General features: G+C 67.4%; 18 protein-coding genes. 3 read left to right on the top strand and 15 right to left on the bottom strand.

Annotated elements, in window-relative coordinates:
- Nucleotides 1-143: 143 nt before the first annotated feature.
- Entirely contained in the window at nt 144-1,499 is a 1,356-nt protein-coding gene (locus AC5LXX_RS27125) for a polyhydroxyalkanoate depolymerase (RefSeq protein ID WP_493411710.1), read from the top strand.
- Between the two features lie 107 nt (nt 1,500-1,606).
- Here the strand turns inward: AC5LXX_RS27125 and AC5LXX_RS27130 are convergent, their stop codons facing one another.
- The 8 genes from AC5LXX_RS27130 to AC5LXX_RS27165 form a co-directional block, all read right to left on the bottom strand.
- Nucleotides 1,607-2,071, bottom strand: a complete 465-nt coding sequence (locus AC5LXX_RS27130; protein WP_124455887.1) for a DUF3761 domain-containing protein — start codon at nt 2,069-2,071, stop codon at nt 1,607-1,609.
- 61 nt (nt 2,072-2,132) lie between these two features.
- Nucleotides 2,133-2,270 carry an HHHH-motif protein gene (locus tag AC5LXX_RS27135; RefSeq protein ID WP_006488624.1) on the bottom strand — a complete coding sequence of 46 codons (138 nt, stop codon included), beginning with the start codon at nt 2,268-2,270 and terminating at the stop codon, nt 2,133-2,135.
- A gap of 306 nt (nt 2,271-2,576) precedes the next feature.
- The gene (locus AC5LXX_RS27140; RefSeq protein ID WP_493411711.1) at nt 2,577-3,011 is read right to left on the bottom strand and encodes a cupin domain-containing protein; all 435 of its coding nucleotides are present in this window, start codon (nt 3,009-3,011) and stop codon (nt 2,577-2,579) included.
- A gap of 79 nt (nt 3,012-3,090) precedes the next feature.
- Complete coding sequence (locus tag AC5LXX_RS27145; RefSeq protein WP_493411712.1) at nt 3,091-4,086, bottom strand: ABC transporter permease; 996 nt, start codon at nt 4,084-4,086, stop codon at nt 3,091-3,093.
- A 1-nt stretch (nt 4,087) separates the two neighbouring features.
- Nucleotides 4,088-5,065, bottom strand: coding sequence for an ABC transporter permease (locus tag AC5LXX_RS27150; RefSeq protein ID WP_493411713.1), 978 nt, complete (start codon nt 5,063-5,065; stop codon nt 4,088-4,090).
- 33 nt (nt 5,066-5,098) lie between these two features.
- Nucleotides 5,099-6,655, bottom strand: a complete 1,557-nt coding sequence (locus tag AC5LXX_RS27155; protein ID WP_493411714.1) for a sugar ABC transporter ATP-binding protein — start codon at nt 6,653-6,655, stop codon at nt 5,099-5,101.
- Nucleotides 6,656-6,716: 61 nt separating this feature from the next.
- Nucleotides 6,717-7,745 carry an ABC transporter substrate-binding protein gene (locus AC5LXX_RS27160; RefSeq protein ID WP_493411715.1) on the bottom strand — a complete coding sequence of 343 codons (1,029 nt, stop codon included), beginning with the start codon at nt 7,743-7,745 and terminating at the stop codon, nt 6,717-6,719.
- 135 nt (nt 7,746-7,880) lie between these two features.
- Nucleotides 7,881-8,816 carry an aldose 1-epimerase gene (locus AC5LXX_RS27165; RefSeq protein WP_493413427.1) on the bottom strand — a complete coding sequence of 312 codons (936 nt, stop codon included), beginning with the start codon at nt 8,814-8,816 and terminating at the stop codon, nt 7,881-7,883.
- Between the two features lie 304 nt (nt 8,817-9,120).
- Between AC5LXX_RS27165 and AC5LXX_RS27170 the strand changes: the two genes are divergently transcribed.
- Nucleotides 9,121-10,161, top strand: coding sequence for a LacI family DNA-binding transcriptional regulator (locus AC5LXX_RS27170; RefSeq protein WP_493411716.1), 1,041 nt, complete (start codon nt 9,121-9,123; stop codon nt 10,159-10,161).
- A 385-nt stretch (nt 10,162-10,546) separates the two neighbouring features.
- Nucleotides 10,547-12,868, top strand: coding sequence for a PA14 domain-containing protein (locus AC5LXX_RS27175; RefSeq protein WP_493411717.1), 2,322 nt, complete (start codon nt 10,547-10,549; stop codon nt 12,866-12,868).
- Nucleotides 12,869-12,938: 70 nt separating this feature from the next.
- On the opposite strand, the gene AC5LXX_RS27180 is transcribed toward AC5LXX_RS27175, so the two are convergent.
- From AC5LXX_RS27180 to kdpB, 7 genes are all read right to left on the bottom strand, one after another.
- The gene (locus tag AC5LXX_RS27180) at nt 12,939-13,706 is read right to left on the bottom strand and encodes an ABC transporter ATP-binding protein (RefSeq protein ID WP_493411718.1); all 768 of its coding nucleotides are present in this window, start codon (nt 13,704-13,706) and stop codon (nt 12,939-12,941) included.
- 33 nt (nt 13,707-13,739) lie between these two features.
- Nucleotides 13,740-14,453, bottom strand: a complete 714-nt coding sequence (locus AC5LXX_RS27185) for an ABC transporter permease (RefSeq protein ID WP_493403723.1) — start codon at nt 14,451-14,453, stop codon at nt 13,740-13,742.
- A complete protein-coding gene (locus AC5LXX_RS27190) occupies nt 14,450-15,139 on the bottom strand; it encodes an ABC transporter permease (protein ID WP_124455877.1) in 690 nt (229 codons plus the stop codon). Before AC5LXX_RS27190 ends, AC5LXX_RS27185 begins: the two co-directional genes overlap by 4 nt.
- A gap of 175 nt (nt 15,140-15,314) precedes the next feature.
- On the bottom strand, nt 15,315-16,088 hold the full coding sequence (locus AC5LXX_RS27195; RefSeq protein ID WP_039344924.1) for an ABC transporter substrate-binding protein: 774 nt from the start codon (nt 16,086-16,088) through the stop codon (nt 15,315-15,317).
- A 281-nt stretch (nt 16,089-16,369) separates the two neighbouring features.
- Nucleotides 16,370-17,092: a response regulator gene (locus AC5LXX_RS27200; RefSeq protein WP_493411719.1), complete on the bottom strand. Its 723-nt coding sequence runs from the start codon at nt 17,090-17,092 to the stop codon at nt 16,370-16,372.
- Nucleotides 17,089-18,774: a DUF4118 domain-containing protein gene (locus AC5LXX_RS27205; RefSeq protein WP_493411720.1), complete on the bottom strand. Its 1,686-nt coding sequence runs from the start codon at nt 18,772-18,774 to the stop codon at nt 17,089-17,091. The genes AC5LXX_RS27200 and AC5LXX_RS27205 overlap by 4 nt, the downstream gene beginning before the upstream one ends.
- Nucleotides 18,775-18,854: 80 nt before the next feature.
- A complete protein-coding gene (gene kdpB, locus AC5LXX_RS27210; RefSeq protein ID WP_493413428.1) occupies nt 18,855-20,903 on the bottom strand; it encodes a potassium-transporting ATPase subunit KdpB in 2,049 nt (682 codons plus the stop codon).
- Between the last annotated feature and the right edge of the window lie 45 nt (nt 20,904-20,948).

Here is a 20,948-nt window from a genome sequence, read left to right on the forward strand (position 1 = left end):
CAGCGGCGCGTCGCCTTCGTCCATCCGTCGTCACGTGCCGCTTGCGCTGCCGCGCTCTCGAACCGCGTGCAACGCGCGTGCCAGCCGCACGCTGGCACACGGCTTGCCTCGTTCCCTGTACTGCGGCGCAACGAACGACGGCCATGAACATGCTTGCCTATCCGTTTTATCAATGGTCTGCTGAATGCCTGCGCCCGGCGCGCGCATGGGCAGCCGCCACGCGCGCGACGATGTCGCTGTGGCCGCCGGCGACGTCGACACCGACGGGCCGCATGGTCGACGCGCTGTGCGAACTGCTCGAATGCTGCGCGTTCTCGCACCGGCGCCCGCCGTTCGGGATCGAATCGGTCATCGTCGACGGGGAAACGGTGCCGATCGTCGAGGAAGCGGCAACAACGACGCCGTTCGGGACGCTGCTGCATTTCCGCAAGGCGGGGGCGGTCGCGCGCCAGCCGCGCGTGCTGATCGTCGCGCCGATGTCCGGGCACTTCGCGACACTGCTGCGCGGCACGGTACGCACGATGCTGGCCGACCACGACGTGTACATCACCGACTGGCACAACCCGCGCGACATCCCGCTGGCAGCCGGCCGCTTCGGTTTCGACGAGTATGTGACGCACGTGATCGACTTCGTCCGCCACATCGGCCCGGACGCGCACGTGCTCGCGATCTGCCAACCGACCGTCGCGTCGCTGGCGGCAGTCGCGCTGATGGCGGCCGGCGGCGATCCGGCACAACCGGCGAGCCTCACGCTGATGGCCGGCCCGATCGACTGCCGCGTGAATCCGACGAAGGTCAACGAGCTCGCGACGAGCCAGCCGATCGAATGGTTCGCGCGCAACCTGATCAGCGTCGTACCGACAGGCTTCGTCGGCGCGCAGCGGTGCGTGTATCCGGGCTTCGTGCAAGTGGGCGCGTTCATGTCGATGAACCCGGACCGGCATGCGGCGTCGTTCGCCGATCTGTACTACGAACGCGCGAAAGGCGACCCCGCGAAAGCCGACACGCTGCGGCACTTCTACGACGAATATTTCGCGACGGCCGATCTCACCGCGGAGTTCTATCTGGAAACGGTCGAGAAGGTGTTCCAGCAATACGCGCTCGCACGCGGCGAACTGATCGTCGGCGACAGGCTCGTCGAACCGGCTGCGATTCATCGCACCGCGCTGTTGACGATCGAGGGCGAGAAGGACGATATCTGCGCAGTGGGCCAGACGGTGGCCGCGCAGGAACTGTGTTCGGGCTTACCGCCGTATCTGAAGACGCACCACGTACAGACGGGCGTGGGGCACTACGGCGTGTTCAACGGCAGCCGGTGGGAAACGCAGATCTATCCGATCGTGCGGGCGACGATCCACGACAACGAGCCGTACGATCGCACCGCGACCGCGGAAGGCGACGCAAGCGGCACCCACTACGTCACGCTGCGCGCGCTGCTCGATGCGCGCGCAACCGCGGATGACGCGGCGACGGAAACACGATCGCATCTCGCGCACTGAGCGTGCGCGGCGCTGCAAATGAATCGCCCCGCCGGAGAGGCGGGGCGACGTGTGCTGCCGCGTTCGGACGACGCGCGCGATTGAACGCGCGCGCCGGCCCTGCGCGTTTACGAGCAGGCCTTGCCGTGCGACGCGTGGTAACCCTTCGCCTTCGCGTCGGCTTCCGACATGTAGCTGCCGTGCTTCGTCTTGCCGTAGTACTTGTCGGTCGAGCAGTGATAGACCTTCGTGCTGTCGTTCGCCCACACCTTGCCCGCACCGCCGCCCGGCGCCGCGGCGGTCGTTGCGGCGGCGCTCTTCGCGGGTGCGGCGCCCGATGCCGGCGCAGCGGAAGCCGCCGTGGCCGGCGCTGCGGCCGGTGCGCTCGCCGCGGCAGCGGCCGACGCGCCGTACCACGCCTTCACGCCCTTGTGGCCAGCACATGCGCCCTTCTTCGACGCGCCCGAGTAGAACGAGCCGTCCTTGCACAGACCGGTCGTGCCGGCCGGCGCGCTGGCCGGAACCTGCGCGAACGCACCGATCGACATACCCATGCCGGCGACCAGCGCGGCGATCAACATCGTTTTTTTCATGATCCTCTCCTGATTTGCCTGAAAGATGAAACGTCCGGGACATCCCCGGGAAAGACCACGGTTACCGCACCCAGCGGCACACGCGATGGTGGTGATGATCGAAGTGGCACACGCGGTGCGAATGCGCTTCGGCCAGTGCCGGCACGAGCACGGCGCAAGCCAGTGCGGTTGCCGTCAGGATCTTCGCGATGCGGTTCATGGTGAAACTCTCCCGGATAGGTCAGCCGGTGATCCGGCTGGTACCTCCTTAACGCCGGTCGTCGACAGGCCGTGCACCGCACCTGCGTGCAATTGACGATCTTTGACATCGCATCGCCAATCGGCCGTCGAAGCTGACGAATGCCTTTCCTTTCTTTCCGGATCTTCAGCTCGGCAACGCTTGGGAATTCGAAGCAATGCGTCGAAGCGAACGAAATGGGAAGGAAGCCTGTCGCGGGTGCCAGTGGCTAAATAAAAAACCGCCCGAAGGCGGTTGGTCGACTGCATGTTCAGGAACGCGTGAAGGCTAAGCGCCCGCCTCGCTCCACGGCGTCGGCGGCGGTACCGCGCACGGCCCGTCGACGTCGATCGACTTGAAATCGGCGGGCCCGACGATCTCCAGGTACTCCATGTCCGGCGAGTAGTCGAACAGGTAGTGGACGATTCCCGGCGCCTGGTGCACGCAGTCGCCGGCGGCCACCAGCGTTTCCTGTTCGCCGTACATGAAGCGCGCCCAGCCCTTCAGCATGATCACGATATGGAACTCGGCCTCGTGACGGTGCCAGCCGGTGCCCGCCTCCGGTGCATGATTTGCCCTGACGAGTTGCGCGACGACCTTGCCGTTCGTCGCGGCCGCGATGCCGAGATCGCGATACAGGAAGAAGTCGCGCAGGCCTTCGCCGCGAAATACGGTGTCCTGCGGCCTGACGTGGGAAAAGGCGGTGGTGGTCGGTGTGCTCATCGTCGTGCTCCTTCATCGAAAGGATCACGCGTGACAAGCATTTAGCGTTCCAGTTTGCAGCTGCACGCAACCGTGCGCGTCACCGCTTGCGCCGCTTGCCCGTCAGCAGCGTCTGCGCGATCACCGCGAGCAGCAGGAACGCGCCGCTCGCGAGGTTCTGGTAGTACGGGCTCAACGTGCCGACCTGGTTGATCACGTTTTCGATCACGCCGAGCAGCAGCACGCCCGCGAGCGGCCCGAACAGCGTGCCGACGCCGCCCGTCAGCAACACGCCGCCGATCACCGCCGCGGCGATCGACTGCAGCTCGTAGCTGTTGCCCGCGCCCGGCAGGCCCGAATCGAGCCGCGACGCGAGCAGCGCGCCGGCCAGCCCCGCGAGCGCCCCGCTCAGCCCGTACGTGACGATCTTGAGCCCTTCGACGTTCACGCCGAGCATCCGCGCGGCTTCCTCGTTGCCGCCGATCGCGAATACGCCCGCGCCGTAGCGCGTGTGATTCAGCACGAACGCGGCGACGAGATACGCGACGAGCACGATCCAGACGAGATTGCCGATCCCGAACAGCGTACCGTTCGCGATCGTCGCGAAGAACCCGGGATTCGCGATCAGCATGTCCTGGCTCGCGAGCACGAGCGCCAGCCCTTTCAACCCGAGCAGCGCGGCGAGCGTGACGATGAACGGAGCCATGCGCGCCCGCGCGATCAGCCAGCCGTTCATGAGCCCGACGATCAGCCCGGCGCCGACAGGTGCGGCGAGCGCCGCGCCCCAGCCATACGGCGCCGCATACGCGGCGATCACGGTGCCGAGCCCGACGAGCGAGCCGACCGACAGGTCGAACCCGCCGAGGATGATGACGAAGCTCTGCCCGATCGTGATCAGCGCGACGAACGCGGCGGCCGCGACGATGTCGAGCAGGTTCGGCGCGCTCAGGAAATGCGGAAACACGCGGCCGGCGATCAGGCACACGAGCACGAGGATCGCGATCGCGCCGCGCGCCTGCACGAGACGGACGAACTGCGCGCGGCGAGCGCGGCTCGCGTCCTGCGCGGTAGGTGTGGAAATCGGCGCGGTCGACATGTCAGGCTCCCGAGCGCTGCAGGTACAGCGCGCCGAGGATGAACGCGGCCTTCAGGATCTGCGCATACGTGTAGGTGATGTTGTTCATGATGAAGCTGGCGTCGAGCAGTTGCAGCAGCAGCACGCCGAACACGGTGCCGACGATCGATACGCGCCCGCCCGACAATGGCGTGCCGCCGATCACCGACGCGGCGATCGCATCGAGTTCGAAGTTCACGCCGACGTAGTTCGGATCGCCCGCGCCGAGACGCGCGGTGGCGAACAGGCCGGCGAGCCCGGCCAACGCACCGCTCGCCGCGTAGACCGCCAGCAGCGTGCGCCGCACGGGCACACCGGCGAGATGCGCGGCATCGCGGCTCGCGCCGACGAGGATCGTGTAGCGCCCGAACGTCGTGTTGCGCACGACGAAGAACACGACGGCCGCGCACGCGAGCGCGATCAGCATCACGACCGGCAATCCGACGAACGTGCCGACGCCGATGAAATCGAACGCATCGGAAGGCGGCAGGCTCACGCGCGAGCCGCCGAGCAACGCTTGCGCCAGCCCGCGCGCGGCAACCAGCAATGCAAGCCCGGAAATCAGCGGATCGATGCCGAGCCGCGCGACGAGCCCGCCGTTGAAGAGGCCGACCGCGAGCCCGATCGCGATCGCTGCCGCGAATGCCGCGCCCGTTCCATACGGCAAACACACGGCGATGATCGCGCTCGACAGCGCCATCACCGAACCGACCGACAGGTCGATCCCGCGCGTCGCAATCGCGAGGTTCTGCCCGAGCGCGATCAGCACGATCGGCGCGGCCTGGAACAGCAGGCTGCGCGCGGCGAGCGGACTCGAGAAGCCGGGCGTGACGAGCAGGTTGAAGACGGCGAGCGCGACGAACGCGAGATACACGCTGTGGTCGCGCGCCTGCGCGAACAGCGAGCGGCGCGACGTGCGGCGTGCTTCATCCGGTTCGCTCATCAGGTTGGCAAGGTTCACGCTTTCCTCATCCTCCAATCGATATCCGGCGCGCTACGCCTGGTTCGCGAGCAACGCGGTCACGTCGTCGGGGCTCGCGCCGCGCGTCGACAGCTCGCCGCTCGTCGCGCCTTCATGCAGGATCACGAGCCGGTCGGCCAGCTCGAGCAGCTCTTCCATCTCCGACGACGTCGCGACGACGGCGAGCCCTTCATCGGCGAGCCGTTTGACGAGATCGTGTACTTCCGCCTTCGCGCCGACGTCGATGCCGCGCGTCGGATCGTCGAGCAGCAGCACCGACGGCTCGGTCGACAGGCAGCGCGCGATCAGCGCCTTCTGCTGGTTACCGCCGGACAGCGTCGAGATCGGCGCGCCCGCATGCGACGTCTTGATGCCCAGCTCGCGGATGTAGCGCTCGACGAGCGCTTCCTGCTTGCGCACGGAGATGAAGCCGAAGCGCGCGATGCGCGGCAGCACGCAGACGACGATGTTCTCGCGCACCGACAGCTTCGAGAAAATGCCTTCCGAGCGGCGATCCTCGGACAGGAACGCGAGCCCTGCGCGAATCGCGCGCGACGGATCCGCACCATCGAGCGCGTGGCCGCCGACGCGCACCGCGCCGCCATCCGGCGGCTGCGCGCCGAACACGGCCTTGAACGTTTCGGTGCGCCCGGCGCCGAGCAGGCCCGCGAGCCCGACGATCTCCTTCGGCGCGACACGGAACGACACGTCGCGCAACCGCGTGCCCCAGCGCAACCCGTCGACGGCGAGTGCCGGCTCCTGCGCCGCGTCGGCAGCGGCCGCTTCCGCCTGTTCGCGCGGACCATGCGCACCGACTTCGCGGCCGAGCATCGCCGAAATCAGCGCCATGCGCGGCAGCCGGTCGGGCGTATCGCTGCGCACCACCGCGCCGTCGCGCAGCACCGTGAGCCGATCGCACATCCGGTAGCACTCGGACAGCCGATGGCTCACGAGCACGATCGCGATGCCGGTCGCGCGCAACTGGTCGACGACGCCGAACAGCACCTCCACTTCCGCGCCGCTCAACGCCGACGTCGGCTCGTCGAGAATCAGCACGCGCGCGCCGAGCGACACGCCACGCGCGATCGACACCATCTGCTGCTGGCCGAGCCCGAGCGAACCGACCTTGTCGGCCGGATCGACGTCGAGCCCGTAGCGCTCGACGATCTCGCGCGTACGCGCCAGCATCGCGCGGCGATCGATCCACGGGCCGAAGCGGCGCGGCTCGTGGCCGAGGAAGATGTTCTCGGCCACGCTGCGTTCCGGGATCAGGTTGATTTCCTGGTAGACCGCGCAGATGCCTGCGCGCTGCGCGGCACGCGGGCTGTCGAACGACACGGGCGCGCCGTCGACGCGGATCTCGCCCGCATCGGGCTGGTGAAAGCCGGTGAGGATCTTGATCAGCGTCGACTTGCCGGCGCCGTTCTCGCCCATCAGCCCGTGCACCTCGCACGCGCGCAAGGTCAGCGACACGCCGTCGAGCGCTCGCACGACGCCGAATGTCTTGCCGACGCCGCGCGTCTCGAGCACGACCGGTTTGCCGCCGGCGCCATCGTCGGCGCCGGGTCCGGCGGAAAGCGTTGCGTCCATCTCGCGCCTCGCGTTCGCGTGTGAGCGGTTGCCGATCGATTGCCGATCGTTTACCGGCCGGTCAGTAGACGAGGTTCGCTTCGAGCGAATGCTTCGCGTTCGCCTTGTCGTACAGCGCATCGTCCATGATCTGCTTCTGCGCGACCGGCTTGCCGGCGAACCACGCTTCAAGCGACTTGAACGCGAGCGGGCCGAAGCGCGGGTTCGTCTCGACGCTCGCGGCGGCCGAACCGTTCGCGATCGCGATGACGAAATCCTTCGTGCCGTCGATCGACACGACCGTCACGCCGCGCTGCTTGCCGGCCTGCCGCAGTGCGGTCATCGCGCCGAGCGCCATCGTGTCGGCCTGTGCGTAGACGGCGGTCACGTCGGGATGCGCGAGCAGCACCTGCTCCATCACCTTCTGCGCTTCGGTGGCCGACCAGTTCGCGGTCTGCGACGCGACGATCTTCATGTTCGGGAATTTCTTCAGGCCATCGGCGAACCCGTCGGTACGCTGGCTCTCGACGGTATTGCCGTAGCCGCCCTGGATCTCGGCGATCGTCGCCTTGCCGCCGGTCGCATCGGCGAGCGCCTGCGCGGCACGCTGCCCTTGCCGGAAGAAATCGGAGCCGAGGAACGTGATGAAATCCTGGCACGGCGTGCCGGCCGTCTGCCGGTCGATCGTCACGACGGGGATGCCCTTCGCGCGTGCCTGTGCGAGTGCGGGCTGCAGGCCGGTCGAATCGTTCGGCGCGACGATCAGCGCCTGCGCGCCCTGGTTGATCATGCTTTCGATGTCGGCGACCTGCTTCGCCTGGTTCGCGTTCGCATTCGTATACAGCAGCCGCTTGACGCCGGCCGCCTTCGCAGCGGCGCGCACCGATGCGGTTTCGGTCGCGCGGAACGGGTTCTGTTCGTTCTCCGACTGCGAGAAGCCGACCACCAGATCGGTCAGCTTCACGCTGCCCGGCTTCGGATTCGTGCAGGTCTGCGCGGAACTCGACCCGACCTTCTGCGCATTGTCCTGCGCCTGCGCGATCGCGACGCATCCGAGCGTCACACCCATCGTCACCACGATACGTTGCAGCTTTGCACGGCTCGGCATCATCGTCTCCAAGTGTTGTGTTGTGATCGACCCGCACGCCGTGGCACACACGGCCGGCTCCGGCGTCACGAATTAATATTATTACTCGATATTATCGCCTGCCCGACTCGGGATAATCCCGTACCGCCGAGCGCCCGCTCAGATCGGGCCGGGCGTCCAGCGCAGCGTCGCTTCCAGCGACTCGCCGGGCGCCAGCACGCAGCCGCCGACGGGCGCGGCGCGGTCGCGCGCGCCCACGTTGAAGCAGTCCGTCGTGTTCGTCACGGGCTCGACGCACAGCGCATCGACGCCGGCGGGTGCGAACACGACGAGCTGGTCGAACGGCCGCTGCGCCGACATCACGACCTGGCAGCCGCGCTCGGGCCAGATCACCGCGGCCTCGCGTGCCCAGCCCACGAAATTGTTGTCGAGATCGAACGCATCGACCCGCAGCCCGTCGCGCAGCGCATCGACGGCCGGATGCGCGCCGACGCGGGTCGGCAGCACGTCGTCGTCGATGTGCCACATGGCGTCCACCTGCGCCCTGACGAGCGTGCGCGAGGTCCTGACGTAATACGGATGATGGCCCATGCCGAACGGCATCGGCCGCGCGTCGAGATTGCGCGCGAACAGCGTGATCGACAGGCTGCCGCCGTCCAGCCGGATCGTCTGGCGCGCCTCGTAGCGGAACGGCCAGTCGCCCTGCCGGCCGCGATCGGGCCGGTGCTCGAAGTGCAGTTCGACCGAGGCGGCGTCCTGTCGTCCGACCTGCCACGGCCGGCGCCAGCCGTGGCCGTGCAGCGCATGCCGGAATGCATCGTGCGGGCCGGACAGGTCGATCGTGCGGCCGTCGAATGCGAACTTCGCGTCGCGGATGCGATTGCAGTAGGGGAACAGCGGGAAACTCGCCATGCCGAGCGGGTCGCCGCTCGCCACCGCCTCGGCGGTGGCAGGCCGGAACCAGTGCCGCTGGCGGTCGCGCTCGACCTCGTAGTAGGCGGCGATCGAGCCGCCCACCTTCGGCGCGACGCACACGCGGGCCGTGGCGCTGGTCAGTTCGATCAGGTTGGCGCTGCGCGGTAGTTCCATCGGCATCATCGATCATCCCCCGGGACGCGAGACTGACGACCCCGCCGGCCGGCATACCGCGCCGGCCGCGGGCAGGTGCGGCAAAGGATGGCATGGCGCGGCACGCGTGGTCAATAATATTTGTTGATATTATTATCTCGACGTCGACGCATCCGGCAAAGCACGCGTAAAGCTTGATTGCCGGCCAGATTTGCCGATGTTACCGTCGAGTCAGATTGATCCGACCCGCTCATTACCGATTCATTTGCCCATCCTGCCGAGGCCGGACCGCGCTCCTACCGTGAAACGCTCTACTCAACGTCGCCCCACGATGACCGACATCGCCAAGCTTGCCGGCGTGTCGCAATCCACCGTCTCCCTCGTGCTGAACAACGCGGCGGGCACCAAGTTCTCGGACACCACGCGCGAGAAGGTGCTGAAGATCGCGCACGAGCTCGGCTATCGCTTCCTGCCGCGCGAAGTGGCGATGACGCACGACGGCGAGCGCGACCTGATCGTCTATCTCGCCGACGAAATCTCGACGAGCCCGCATCCGGTCGTCAACATCGACGGCGCACGCGACGCGGCCTATGCGAACGGCAAGCTGCTCGCCGTGTACTCGACGCACGGCAACGTCGATATCGAGCGCCAGGTGCTCGATTCGGTGCTCGCGATGCCGAACCTGCTCGGCGTCGTCTATGCGACCGTCTATACGCGCAAGGTCACGCTGCCGCCCGAGCTGCTGCGCGTGCCGGCCGTGCTGCTCAACTGCTATACGGCCGAAAGCGGGCTGTCGTCGATCGTGCCGGCCGAAGTCGCGGGCGGGCATGCGGCGACCGAATACCTGCTGCGCGCGGGCCACCGGCGCATCGGCTACGTCAACGGCGAGCCGTGGCAGGACGCCGCGAAGGATCGCCTGAAGGGCTATCGCACCGCGCTCGCGACGGCCGACATTCCGTTCGCGCCGGAGCTCGTGCGCGACGGCGACTGGGGTTCGGATACCGGCTTCGAGCAGACGCTGTCGCTGCTGCGCGAGCCGAACCCGCCCACCGCGATCTTCTGCGCGAACGACCTGATGGCGATCGGCGCGATCGAGGCCGTCAAGCATCTCGGCATGCGCGTGCCCGACGACGTGTCGGTGCTCGGCTACGACGACCAGGAAATCGCGCGGCACACGCACCCGCCGCTGTCAACGATCGTGCTGCCGAACTACGAGCTCGGCCGCTGGGCCGTCGAGATCCTGCTGCAGGAAGAGCAGAACCGCGCGGTCGGGATGCCCGTGCGCCGCCGCGCGATCAAGCTCGACGGGCCGCTGGTCGAGCGCGGCTCGGTGCGGACCGTCGAGACGGCCGCGCACTCGGCCAGCGTGTAAGCATCCGGCCGCCTTCGCCTTCCCGCTGACGCTGAACACCGGACGGCGCGGCGCATTCGCCGCCCGCCGCCTTCACGCGCGGCCCTTCCCGTCCGGCTGACCCTCGGCCGCCGCCTGCTTCAGGGTAAACACCATCGCTAAATTATTAGTAATAATTTAAAAGCATTTCTATACTTGCGTCGGCATCGGGCAGAACCCCGAGCCACCACAAGGCAACACGACGAGACGGTGACCGGAAGCGAATGCGCGCGAACCCGCCGCGCTGCCCGCTCCGCCCGTCCGCACCTCACACGCCTACCGTTCCGCGACGCGTCCTGTCCGGATACCGCTGCATCCGCATCGAGTCACCAGTCGTCCGCTTCTCCTCATTCATCCGGAGTCCAGAATGACTATCACGTCTCGCCTCAAACCCGCCGCGCTGGCGGTCGTCGTGCTGCTCGCGTCATGCGGCGGCGATGATTCGTCCGCCCCGTCCGCATCGGCACTCGCCGCGCGTGCCGCCATCGACGCCGCGGCGAGCGACAGTGCCACCGCCGCGAATACCGCGGCATCCGGCGATTTCATGAATGCCGGGTACGGCGGCCCGTCGCACTTCCCGAACCAGCTCGTCACGCTCGGCCTGCCGGGGCCGACGCCCGCGCTGCGCGTGTCGTCGCGCGGCGTGCCGCCCTATGCACCGCCGGCGCCGCCTGTCGCGATCGACACGCAAACGCTGACGCTCGCCGACTTCGATACATACGGCCCGGCCTGGACGAGCGGCGGGTCGAACACGATCCGGATCGACGGCACGAGCACGGACGGCGCGAAGCTCGTCACGAACGCGCAGCATCCGGCGTACGGTCACGCGTCTTACGAAGCGGACGTCACGATCGGCGCACCGGCACCGGGCGCCAATACCGCGAATGCGGGCTTCATCGTGCACGTGACGAACCCGACGGTCGGCACCGACGCACTGACGGGCTACTACATCGGGCTCGACGCGGTGCGGCACGTCGTGCAGGTCGGCCGCGAGCAGAACAACTGGACCGACTTCGTCGACTATCCGGTGCCTGCGATCGTGCCGGGCAGCACGCATCACCTGAAGGTCGTCACGCGCAACAACGCGATCGACGTCCATGTGGACGGCACGCAGGTAATCAGCATCAACGACGCGACGAGCGGCCTGACGACCGCGCTGCGCGCGGGTGCGTTCGGGCTGCGCCGCTTCGGTGCGAGCGTCGCGTTCAGCAACGTGACCGTCAGCCGCTATCCGGACGTCGCGCCGGCAACGTACGACTTCTCGCGCGTGGTCGGCGCCGTGTACAACCCGTGGAATGCCGTCAACGCGATCGACTTCTGGCAAAACTACGATCCGGCGATCGTCGACCGCGAGCTCGACTACGCGCAGACGTACGGAATGAACACGATCACCGTCTACCTGCACTACCTGAACTGGGTCAACGACCGCGACGCGTTCCTCGCGAAGTTCGACAGCCTGCTCGAGATCGCCGCGCGCCACGGCCTGAAGGTCGCGCCGATCTTCTACGACGATTGCTGGCACGTCGATCCCGCATACGGCCCGCAGCCCGCGCCGATCTTCGGCGTGCACAACAGCCGCTGGGTGCAGTCGCCCGGGCAGTCGGTCGAGCAGCAGTACCTGCAGCCGGTCGCGGCCGGCGCGTCGACCACGTACAAGCAGGACCTGCAGCACTACATCGCCGATTTCGTGTCCGCGCACCGCAACGATCCGCGCATCCTGTACTGGGAACCGATGAACGAGCCCGGCTGCAGCGGCAACGGCGCGCTGCAGCCGACGCGCGCGCTGATGATGAACGACGCGCGCATCGCGATCCTGAACGCGGGCGCGACGCAGCCGATCAATTCGCCGAACGTGCAGGAGGCGGAAGGCGACTACTTCTCCGACTTCCATGCGTTCCACCCGTATGCGCTCAACGCGACGACGCCCGACTACTCGCTGCCGCCGAGCCTGCTCGACAGCCTGAATTCGGAAACGCTGCAGCGCGGCTGGCCGGGCGGCCAGGCCGGCCAGACGATGGCCGGCATCGCGTCGACGTACGGCGGCAAGACGGGCTTCCTCGTGTGGGAACTGATGATCGGCCGCACGAATACGCGCTTCCACTGGGGGCAGACGGCATCGGCACCGGCCACCGTCGAGCCGGCCACGCCGTTCCAGGGCACGCTCTACCCCGACGGCCACCCGTGGAGCACGGCCGAGGTGCAGGCGCTCGCGAGCGCGTTCAGCTCGCGGCTGCGCGTGCTGAACGCGACGTACTACAACGACACGACGTTCACGACGCCGGTGTTCTCGTCGATCACGCCGCTGGTCGATTTCGACCTGAACACCGAGCGCGGCACCGATTCGCCCGATGCGTCGAAGGGGATGAATGCGACGAACTATGCGATCCGCTGGACCGGCGCGCTCGATATTCCGAAGGGCGACAACTACACGTTCAGCGTGACGAGCGACAACGTCGCACGCGTGTGGATCGACGGGCGCAAGGTGATCGACAAGGCGCAGCCGGGGCTCGCGACCGCAAAGGGCCGCATCCACCTCGCGCAGAAGCGGAACGTGCCGATCCGCGTGGAGTACGTGCATGCGAGCGGACCGGCCAGCATGCACCTGCAATGGTCGAGCCCGAGTGCGGGCCGCGACAATCTCGTGCGCGTCGCGCAGCGCCCGTTGACGGACGCGCTCGCGCAACAGTAGGCGTGGTTCGCATCGACGCCCGTGAAGCCGCGACGACTTCACGGGCGTTGATGCAAATCCGCACGCGGCCTTACTTCAACCGCCCCGACAGGAACTGCCCGAGCCGTTCGCTCTTCGGATTCACGAGAATCTGCTGCGGATCGCCCTCTTCCTCGATCTTCCCCTGATGCAGGAAGATCACGTGATTCGACACGTTGCGCGCGAAGCCCATCTCGTGCGTGACGACGATCATCGTGCGGCCCTCCTCGGCGAGCTTCTGCATCACCTTCAGCACTTCGCCCACCAGTTCTGGATCAAGCGCCGACGTCGGCTCGTCGAACAGCATTACTTCGGGCTCCATCGCGAGCGCACGTGCGATCGCGACGCGCTGCTGCTGGCCGCCCGACAGGTGCGACGGATACATGCCCTCGACGCGCGGCGCGAGGCCGACCTTCTCCAGGTACTTGCGCGCCCGTTCGATCGCTTCATCCTTGCCGACGCCGAGCACGGCCATCGGCGCCTCGATCACGTTCTCGAGCACCGTCATGTGCGCCCACAGGTTGAAGTGCTGGAACACCATCGACAGCTTCGTGCGCATGCGCTGCAGCTGCTTCTGGTCGGCCACGCGCAACGAGCCGTTGCGGTCGCGCGTGGTCTGGATCGGCTCGCTGCCGATCGTGATCTGCCCCGAGCACGGCTGTTCGAGGAAGTTGATGCAGCGCAGGAACGTGCTCTTGCCGGAGCCGCTCGAGCCGATGATGCTGATGACGTCGCCGGCCTTCGCCTTCATCGACACGCCCTTCAACACCTCGTTGTCGCCGAATTTCTTGTGCAGGTTGTCAACGGTAAGCTTGTACATGCTGGGTCCTTCCTTGCGAATCTTGCGGATGCGTTAGTGGCTGCGCGGCGAGAGGTACGCGAGCCAGCGCGTCTCGAGCTTGCGGAACGCCCAGATGAGCGCGAACACGACGACGGCGTACAGCACGGCGGCAATGCCGTAGGCCTGGAACGACATGTACGTCGCCGAATTGACGTCGCGCGTGACCTTCAGGATGTCGGGCACGGTCGCGGTGAACGCAAGTGTCGTCGCGTGCAGCATCAGGATCACTTCGTTGCTGTAGCTCGGCAGCGAACGGCGCAGCGCGGACGGCAGGATGATGCGCGTATAAAGCTTGAAGCGCGACATCCCGTAGGCCATCCCGGCTTCGATCTCGCCGGCCGGCGTCGCCTTGATCGCACCGGCGAAGATCTCCGTCGCGTACGCGCATTCGTTCAGCACGAACGCGAGCAGCGTGCAGTTCATCGCGTTGCGGAAGAACGTGTCGAGCAGCACGTGGTTATGCACGACCTGCAGGCTGTAGATGCCCGTGTAGCACATCAGCAGCTGCACGTAGAGCGGCGTGCCGCGGAACACGTACGTATAGAGCCAGACGGAGCCCGAGATCCAGCGGTTCGACGACGCGCGCGCGATCGCGAGCGGCACGGCGAGCGCGAAACCGAGCGCGATCGACACGACCAGCAGCCACAGCGTGATCGCGAGGCCGCTGAAGCGGTAGCCGTCGGTGTAGAGATAGCTTTGCCAGTACTGGCTGACGAGTTCGATCACAGTGCGAGCCTCCGGACACCGACGGAATAACGCTTCTCGAGGTGATGCAGCACGACGTTGGACACCGTCGTGATCGCGAGGTAGATCGCGCCCGCAGCCAGCGTGAAGAAGAAGAAATCGAGCGTGCTCTTGCCTGCATCCTGCGACGCTTTCACGACGTCGGCGAGACCGATGATCGACACGAGCGCGGTGGCCTTGACGAGCACCTGCCAGTTGTTGCCGATGCCCGGCAGCGCGAAACGCATCATCTGCGGGAACAGGATGCGGTGGAACACGCGCCAGCCGCTCATCCCGTACGCGAAGCCGGCTTCGAGCTGGCCGCGCGGCACCGCGAGGAACGCGCCGCGGAACGTCTCGGTGAAGTACGCGCCGTAGATGAAGCCGAGCGTCACGACGCCGGCCACGAACGGGTCGATGTCGATCTGGTCCCAGCCGATCAGGTCGGTCACGTTGTTCAGCAGGATCTGGATCCCGTAGAACAGCAGCAGCATCAGCACGAGGTCCGGCACCGCGCGGATCAGCGTCGTGTAGAACGTGCCGATCGACTTGAGCACGCGGTTCGCCGACAGTTTCGCCGCCGCGCCGGCAAGCCCCAGCACGAGCGAGGCGGCGAGCGACAGCACCGCGAGCTTCACGGTCTCGACCGTGCCGGCCCACAGCAGCGGGCCAAATCCTTGGAAGATCATATGAGGAGTCCAGAGCGAGGTGGCTGGATTGTCAATAGCCATTACCCGCGCATCAAACGATATCTACGCACTACCTGATGCAACCTGCTCATCAAGTCGGACGCGTCACGCGAAGCGGGTTGCACCCGGCAACACTCGCGGCGCGCGCCACAACCGGTGCGCGCCGCATGGAGCGTCAGCCGCCGTAGACGTCGAACGCGAAGTACTTCTTCTCGAGCTTCTTGTACGTGCCGTCCTTGATGATGTCGGCGATCGCATGGTCGATCTTCGCCTTCAGGTCGGCATCGTCCTTGCGCAGGCCGATGCCAGCGCCGTTGCCGAGCGTCTTCGGATCGTCGATGTCCTTGCCGGCGAATTCGAAGTTCGCGCCGCGCGGCGTCTTCAGGAAGCCGATGTCGGCCTGCACCGCGTCCTGCAGCGCCGCGTCGAGGCGGCCGGACATCAGGTCCTGGTACACGCCGTCCTGGTTCTGGTAAGGCACGACCTGCACGCCCTTCGGCGCCCAGTAGGCCTTCGCGTAGGTTTCCTGGATGGTGCCCTGCTCGACGCCGACCGACTTGCCCTTCAGCGATTCGGCCGTCGGCTGCAGGTTCGTGCCCTTCTTCGCGACGAGGCGCGTCGGCGTGTTGAACAGCTTGTCGGAGAACGCGATCTGCTCGGCACGCGCCGGCGTCATCGACATCGACGACAGCACGCCGTCGAACTTCTTCGCCTTCAGCGCGGGGATCATCCCGTCGAAGTCGTTCTCGATCCATACGCATTTCGCCTTCAGGCGGGCGCAGATCTCGTTGCCGAGATCGACGTCGAAGCCGACGACCTTGCCGCTTGCGTCCTTCGATTCGAACGGCGGGTAGCTGGCGTCGACGCCGAACCGGATCGTCGACCAATCCTTGGCGTGGGCACCGACCGCGATGCAGGCAAGGGCAATACTGAGCGCGAGTTTCTTCATGGCGTTCCTGTCAGAGGCGAACTGGGCCGGGTTCCGGCCGGACTGCCCGCCGGGAACCCTTCCAACCCGGCAATCGCCCCTTCCGGCGACGCTCCAAGTTGTACATACAACTTTGCCTTTTCCGGGGTGGCGCCAGCAATCCGTGTTTATCTCTAATTGTCGGCGGATTATGGCCGTGGGCCGCAATTCTCCTTAATTTTCAATTAATTATCGATTACACAAGGCTGAATTCCGGCTTTCTCGCGGCGTAAGGTGACAGCCGGATGCCGCGCAAAGGCTGTCTAGACCTCGCTTGGCACGCCGACCGTTTCGAGACCGACCAGCCGGTAGCCGAACTGCAGCTCCGTCAGCAGGTGCCGCGGCCTCGCGGGCACCGGCTCGAGCTTCTGGCGCAGGTTCGTCATGTACACGCGTACGTAGTGTGCGCGCTCGGCGTCGTGAATGCCCCAGACTTCGGCCAGCAACTGCCGCGCGGCAACCACGCCGCCGCGCGCGCGGATCAGCGCGGCGAGCAGCCGGAATTCGAGGCGCGTCAGATGCACGGGCTCGCCGCCACGCGTGACCTCATGCCGGCCGAGATCGACGGTCACGTCGCCGAACCGCACGATCGACGACGCCTGCCCGTCGGCCGACACGAACGCCGCGCGCCGCAACTGCGCCCGCGCCCGCGCGAGCAGTTCGGGCACGCCGAACGGCTTGGGCAGGTAGTCGTCGGCACCCGCATCGAGCGCCGCGACCTTCTCCACCTCCTGCTGCCGCGCCGACAGCACGATCACCGGCACCGTCGACCATTGGCGCAACTCGCGGATGAAGGCCTTGCCGTCGTCGTCCGGCAGCCCGAGATCGACGATCACGAGATCGGGCTTGCTGCTCGACGCATACATCCGCGCCTCGCGGGCCGTCGACGCCTCGCAGGTGTCGAGCCCTTCCTGTTCCAATGCCATCCGCACGAAGCGGCGGATGTCCGCTTCGTCCTCGACGATCAATACGCGTGATCTGATCATGTCCGGCTCTCGTGTTCGATATCGGGCGGCGCGCCCAGTGGCAGGCGAATCTCGAACCGCGCGCCGTGCGGATCGAGCGGCACCGCGCGGATCGAGCCGCCGTGCGCGTTGACGATGCTGCGGCACAGTGCGAGCCCGAGCCCCACGCCGCTGATCGACGATTCCTTGCGTTCGCGCTCGAACGGCTCGAACAGCGGCTCGGTGTTGCGCGCGATGAAACCGGGCCCGTCGTCCTCGACGAATACGTACAGCGTTTCGCCGAACACGCGCGCACGCACCGCCACGGCCGCCTCCGCGCCCGCGTATTTCGCCGCGTTGTCGAGCAGGTTCATCAGCACGCGCTCGATCAGCAGCGCGTCGACGTCGATCAGCGGCAGGTCGGCCGGCAGGTCGACGCTCACGTCGCGGCCGGCCAGCACGCCGGCCGAATGCGCGAGCGCGCTGCCGACGATCTCGTCGAGCATGTGCCACTCGCGATTGAGCCGCACGCCTTCGCTCTGCATCCGCGCGAGGTCGAGCAGGTTCACGACGAGCCCGTGCAGCGCCTCGGCCTGGTTGCGGATGCCGTGCGCGAGCGCGGCCGGCTGCCCGTGCGCGAGCCGCTCGGGCCGCTCCAGCGTCTCGGCCAGCCCGCGGATCGCGGTGAGCGGCGTCTTCAGGTCGTGCGACACGGCGGCAAGCAGTGCGTTGCGCAGGCGCTCGCCTTCGATCCGGACCAGCGTGTGCTGCGCGACGCCGACGTAGTGCACGCGCTCGAGCGCCATCGCGATCGACGAGCACAATGCGTCGATCAGCCGGCGGTCGTCCGGATCGGTCGGCACCGGCTGCGCGTCGCCGAACAGCACGAGCACGCCGCGCACGCGCATCGGCGCCTTCAGCGGCAGGTATTGCGCGGCCGCGCGCTCGAACGGCGGCAATCCGCAACCGGCCATGCGGCCATTTTCGTAGACCCAGCGTGCCGTCGGTACGTCGACGAACCGCGCATGCCGCGCGGGCATCAGCCGGTCATCCGCATCGGGCAGCACGAGCGCGACGCGCACGCCGAGCAGCGGCGCGATCGTGCCGGTGCAGATCGATGCGATCTGTTCGGTTTCGATCGCGGCGGACAAATCGTGCGCGACACGCGCGAGCGCCGCCGAGCGCTTCTCGTTCGCCCGCGCGGCGCGTGCCTCCGCGCGCAGGCGCGCCGCGAGCTGGCCGATCGCGAGCGCGACGGCAAGCATCAGCGCGAACGTGAACACGTACTGCGTATCGGACACCGCAAACGACAGCCTCGGCTCGACGAAGAAGAAGTCGAAGCAGCCGACGCAGACGAACGCGGCCCACGCACCGGCCAGCCTGCCGAGCCGCAGCGCGATCAGCACGACCGTCATCAGGAACAGCATCACGACGTTCGACAGGTCGAACACGCGCAGCAGCGCGCTCGCCGCGAGCGTCGCGAGCGCGCAGACGAGCGTGGCCAGCAGCAGCGGCACCGCGTACCGCCACACCCAGACCTGCGTGCGCGGATGCGCTTCGCGCACGGCCAGCGCGGGCCGCGTGTCGGGCCCGGCACCGGCAATGCGGTCGGCCATCGACGCGCATGCGCGCAGCACGCGGCGCCAGATGTCACGGCCCGCCACGGGCGCCTGCGGCACCCTCGCCCGTCGATTCGCTTCGTTCACGTTCACATTCACATCCATGATCGCTTCCGGCAATTGAAACGCCGAACGGCCCCGCACACGCCGCGAAGGCGTGAGCGGGGCCGCGACGGCGCGTTCGGTCAGATAAACGGAGTCAACAGCATGTCGATCAGCTTGATGCCGATGAATGGTGCGACGATGCCGCCCACGCCATAGATCAGCAGGTTGCGCCCCAGCAGCTTCCCGGCCGGCTCCGCGCGATACTTCACGCCTTTCAGCGCGAGCGGAATCAGCGCGACGATGATCAGCGCGTTGAAGATCACCGCCGACAGGATCGCCGACGTCGGGCTGTGCAGCCCCATCACGTTCAGCGCGCCGAGCGTCGGATACGTCGCGACGAACGCGGCCGGGATGATCGCGAAATACTTCGCGAGATCGTTCGCAACACTGAAGGTGGTCAGCGCGCCGCGCGTCATGATCATCTGCTTGCCGACCTCGACCACCTGCATCAGCTTCGTCGGGTTGCTGTCGAGGTCGACCATGTTGGCCGCCTCCTTCGCCGCCTGCGTGCCGCTGTGCATCGCGACGGCCACGTCGGCCTGCGCGAGCGCCGGCGCGTCGTTGGTGCCGTCGCCCGTCATCGCGACGAGATGGCCCTTCGCCTGGTGCTCGCGGATCAGCCGCAGCTTGTCTTCGGGCGTCGCTTCGGCCAGATAGTCGTCGACACCGGCTTCCGCCGCGATCGCGGCCGCGGTGAGCCGGTTGTCGCCGGTGATCATCACCGTCTTCACGCCGACCTTGCGCAGCTCGGCGAAGCGCGCGCCGATCCCGTGCTTGACGATGTCCTTCAGCTCGATCGCGCCGAGCACCGTCGAGCCGTCGGCGACGACGAGCGGCGTGCCGCCGCGCCGCGCGATGTCGTTGACGGCCGTCTCGACCGCTTGCGGAAACACGCCGCCGAGCGCATCGACGTGCGCGCGGATCGCCGACGCCGCACCCTTGCGCACCTGGCGTGCGCCGATATCGAGGCCGCTCATTCGCGTACGCGCGCTGAACGGCACCGCGATGCTGCCGACGGCCCCCACCACGTCCAGCGAGAAGCGCTGCTTCGCGAGCGCGACGATCGAGCGCCCTTCGGGCGTCTCGTCGGCGAGCGACGACAGTTGCGCGGCCTCGGCCAGCGCGCGCTCGTCCACGCCGGGTGCCGGCCGGAACTGCACGGCTTCCCGGTTGCCGAGCGTGATCGTGCCGGTCTTGTCGAGCAGCAGCACGTCGACGTCGCCGGCCGCCTCGATCGCGCGGCCCGACGTCGCGAGCACGTTCGCGCGCATCATGCGGCTCATCCCCGCGATGCCGATCGCCGACAGCAGCGCGCCGATCGTCGTCGGGATCAGGCAGACGAGCAGCGCGATCAGCACGGTCAGGCTCACGGCCGAGCCCGACGCGTTCAGCAGCACGCTGAACTGCGAGAACGGCAGCAGCGTCACGCACACGAGCAGGAAGATGATCGTCAGCGCGACGAGCAGGATCGTCAGCGCGACCTCGTTCGGCGTCTTGCCGCGCTTCGCGCCTTCGACCATCGCGATCATCCGGTCGAGGAACGCCTCGCCCGGTTGCGCGGTGATCTTCACGATGATCCAGTCGGACAGCACGCGCGTGCCGCCCGTCACCGACGAGAAATCGCCGCCCGACTCGCGGATCACCGGCGCCGATTCGCCGGTGATCGCCGATTCGTCGACCGACGCAACGCCGTCGATCACTTCGCCGTCGGCCGGAATCGTGTCGCCGGCCTCGACGAGCACGATGCTGCCGGCCGCGAGTTCGTCGCTCGGCACGCGATGGCTCGTGCTGCCGGCCTGCTTCGGCTCGTCGAGCACCTTCGCGTACACACGCTTGCGCGCCGCGCGCAGCGCATCGGCCTGCGCCTTGCCGCGCCCTTCGGCCAGCGCCTCGGCCGCGTTCGCGAACAGCACGGTGAACCACAGCCAGCACGCGACCGCGAAGATGAAGCCGGCCGGCGCATCGGCCGTGGCGGTCAGCGCCTGCAGCCACAGCGCGGTCGTGACGATGCTGCCGAGATAGACGACGAACATCACCGGGTTCTTCAACTGCACCTGCGGCGCGAGCTTGCGGAACGCCTCGCGCAGCACGGCCGTCCAGCGCATCGGCGGCACGCCGCCGACCGGCATCGCCGCCGGGTTGATCGGGGTTTCGATATGGGACATGAATGACTC

This window comes from Burkholderia torrens, from assembly GCF_984668525.1.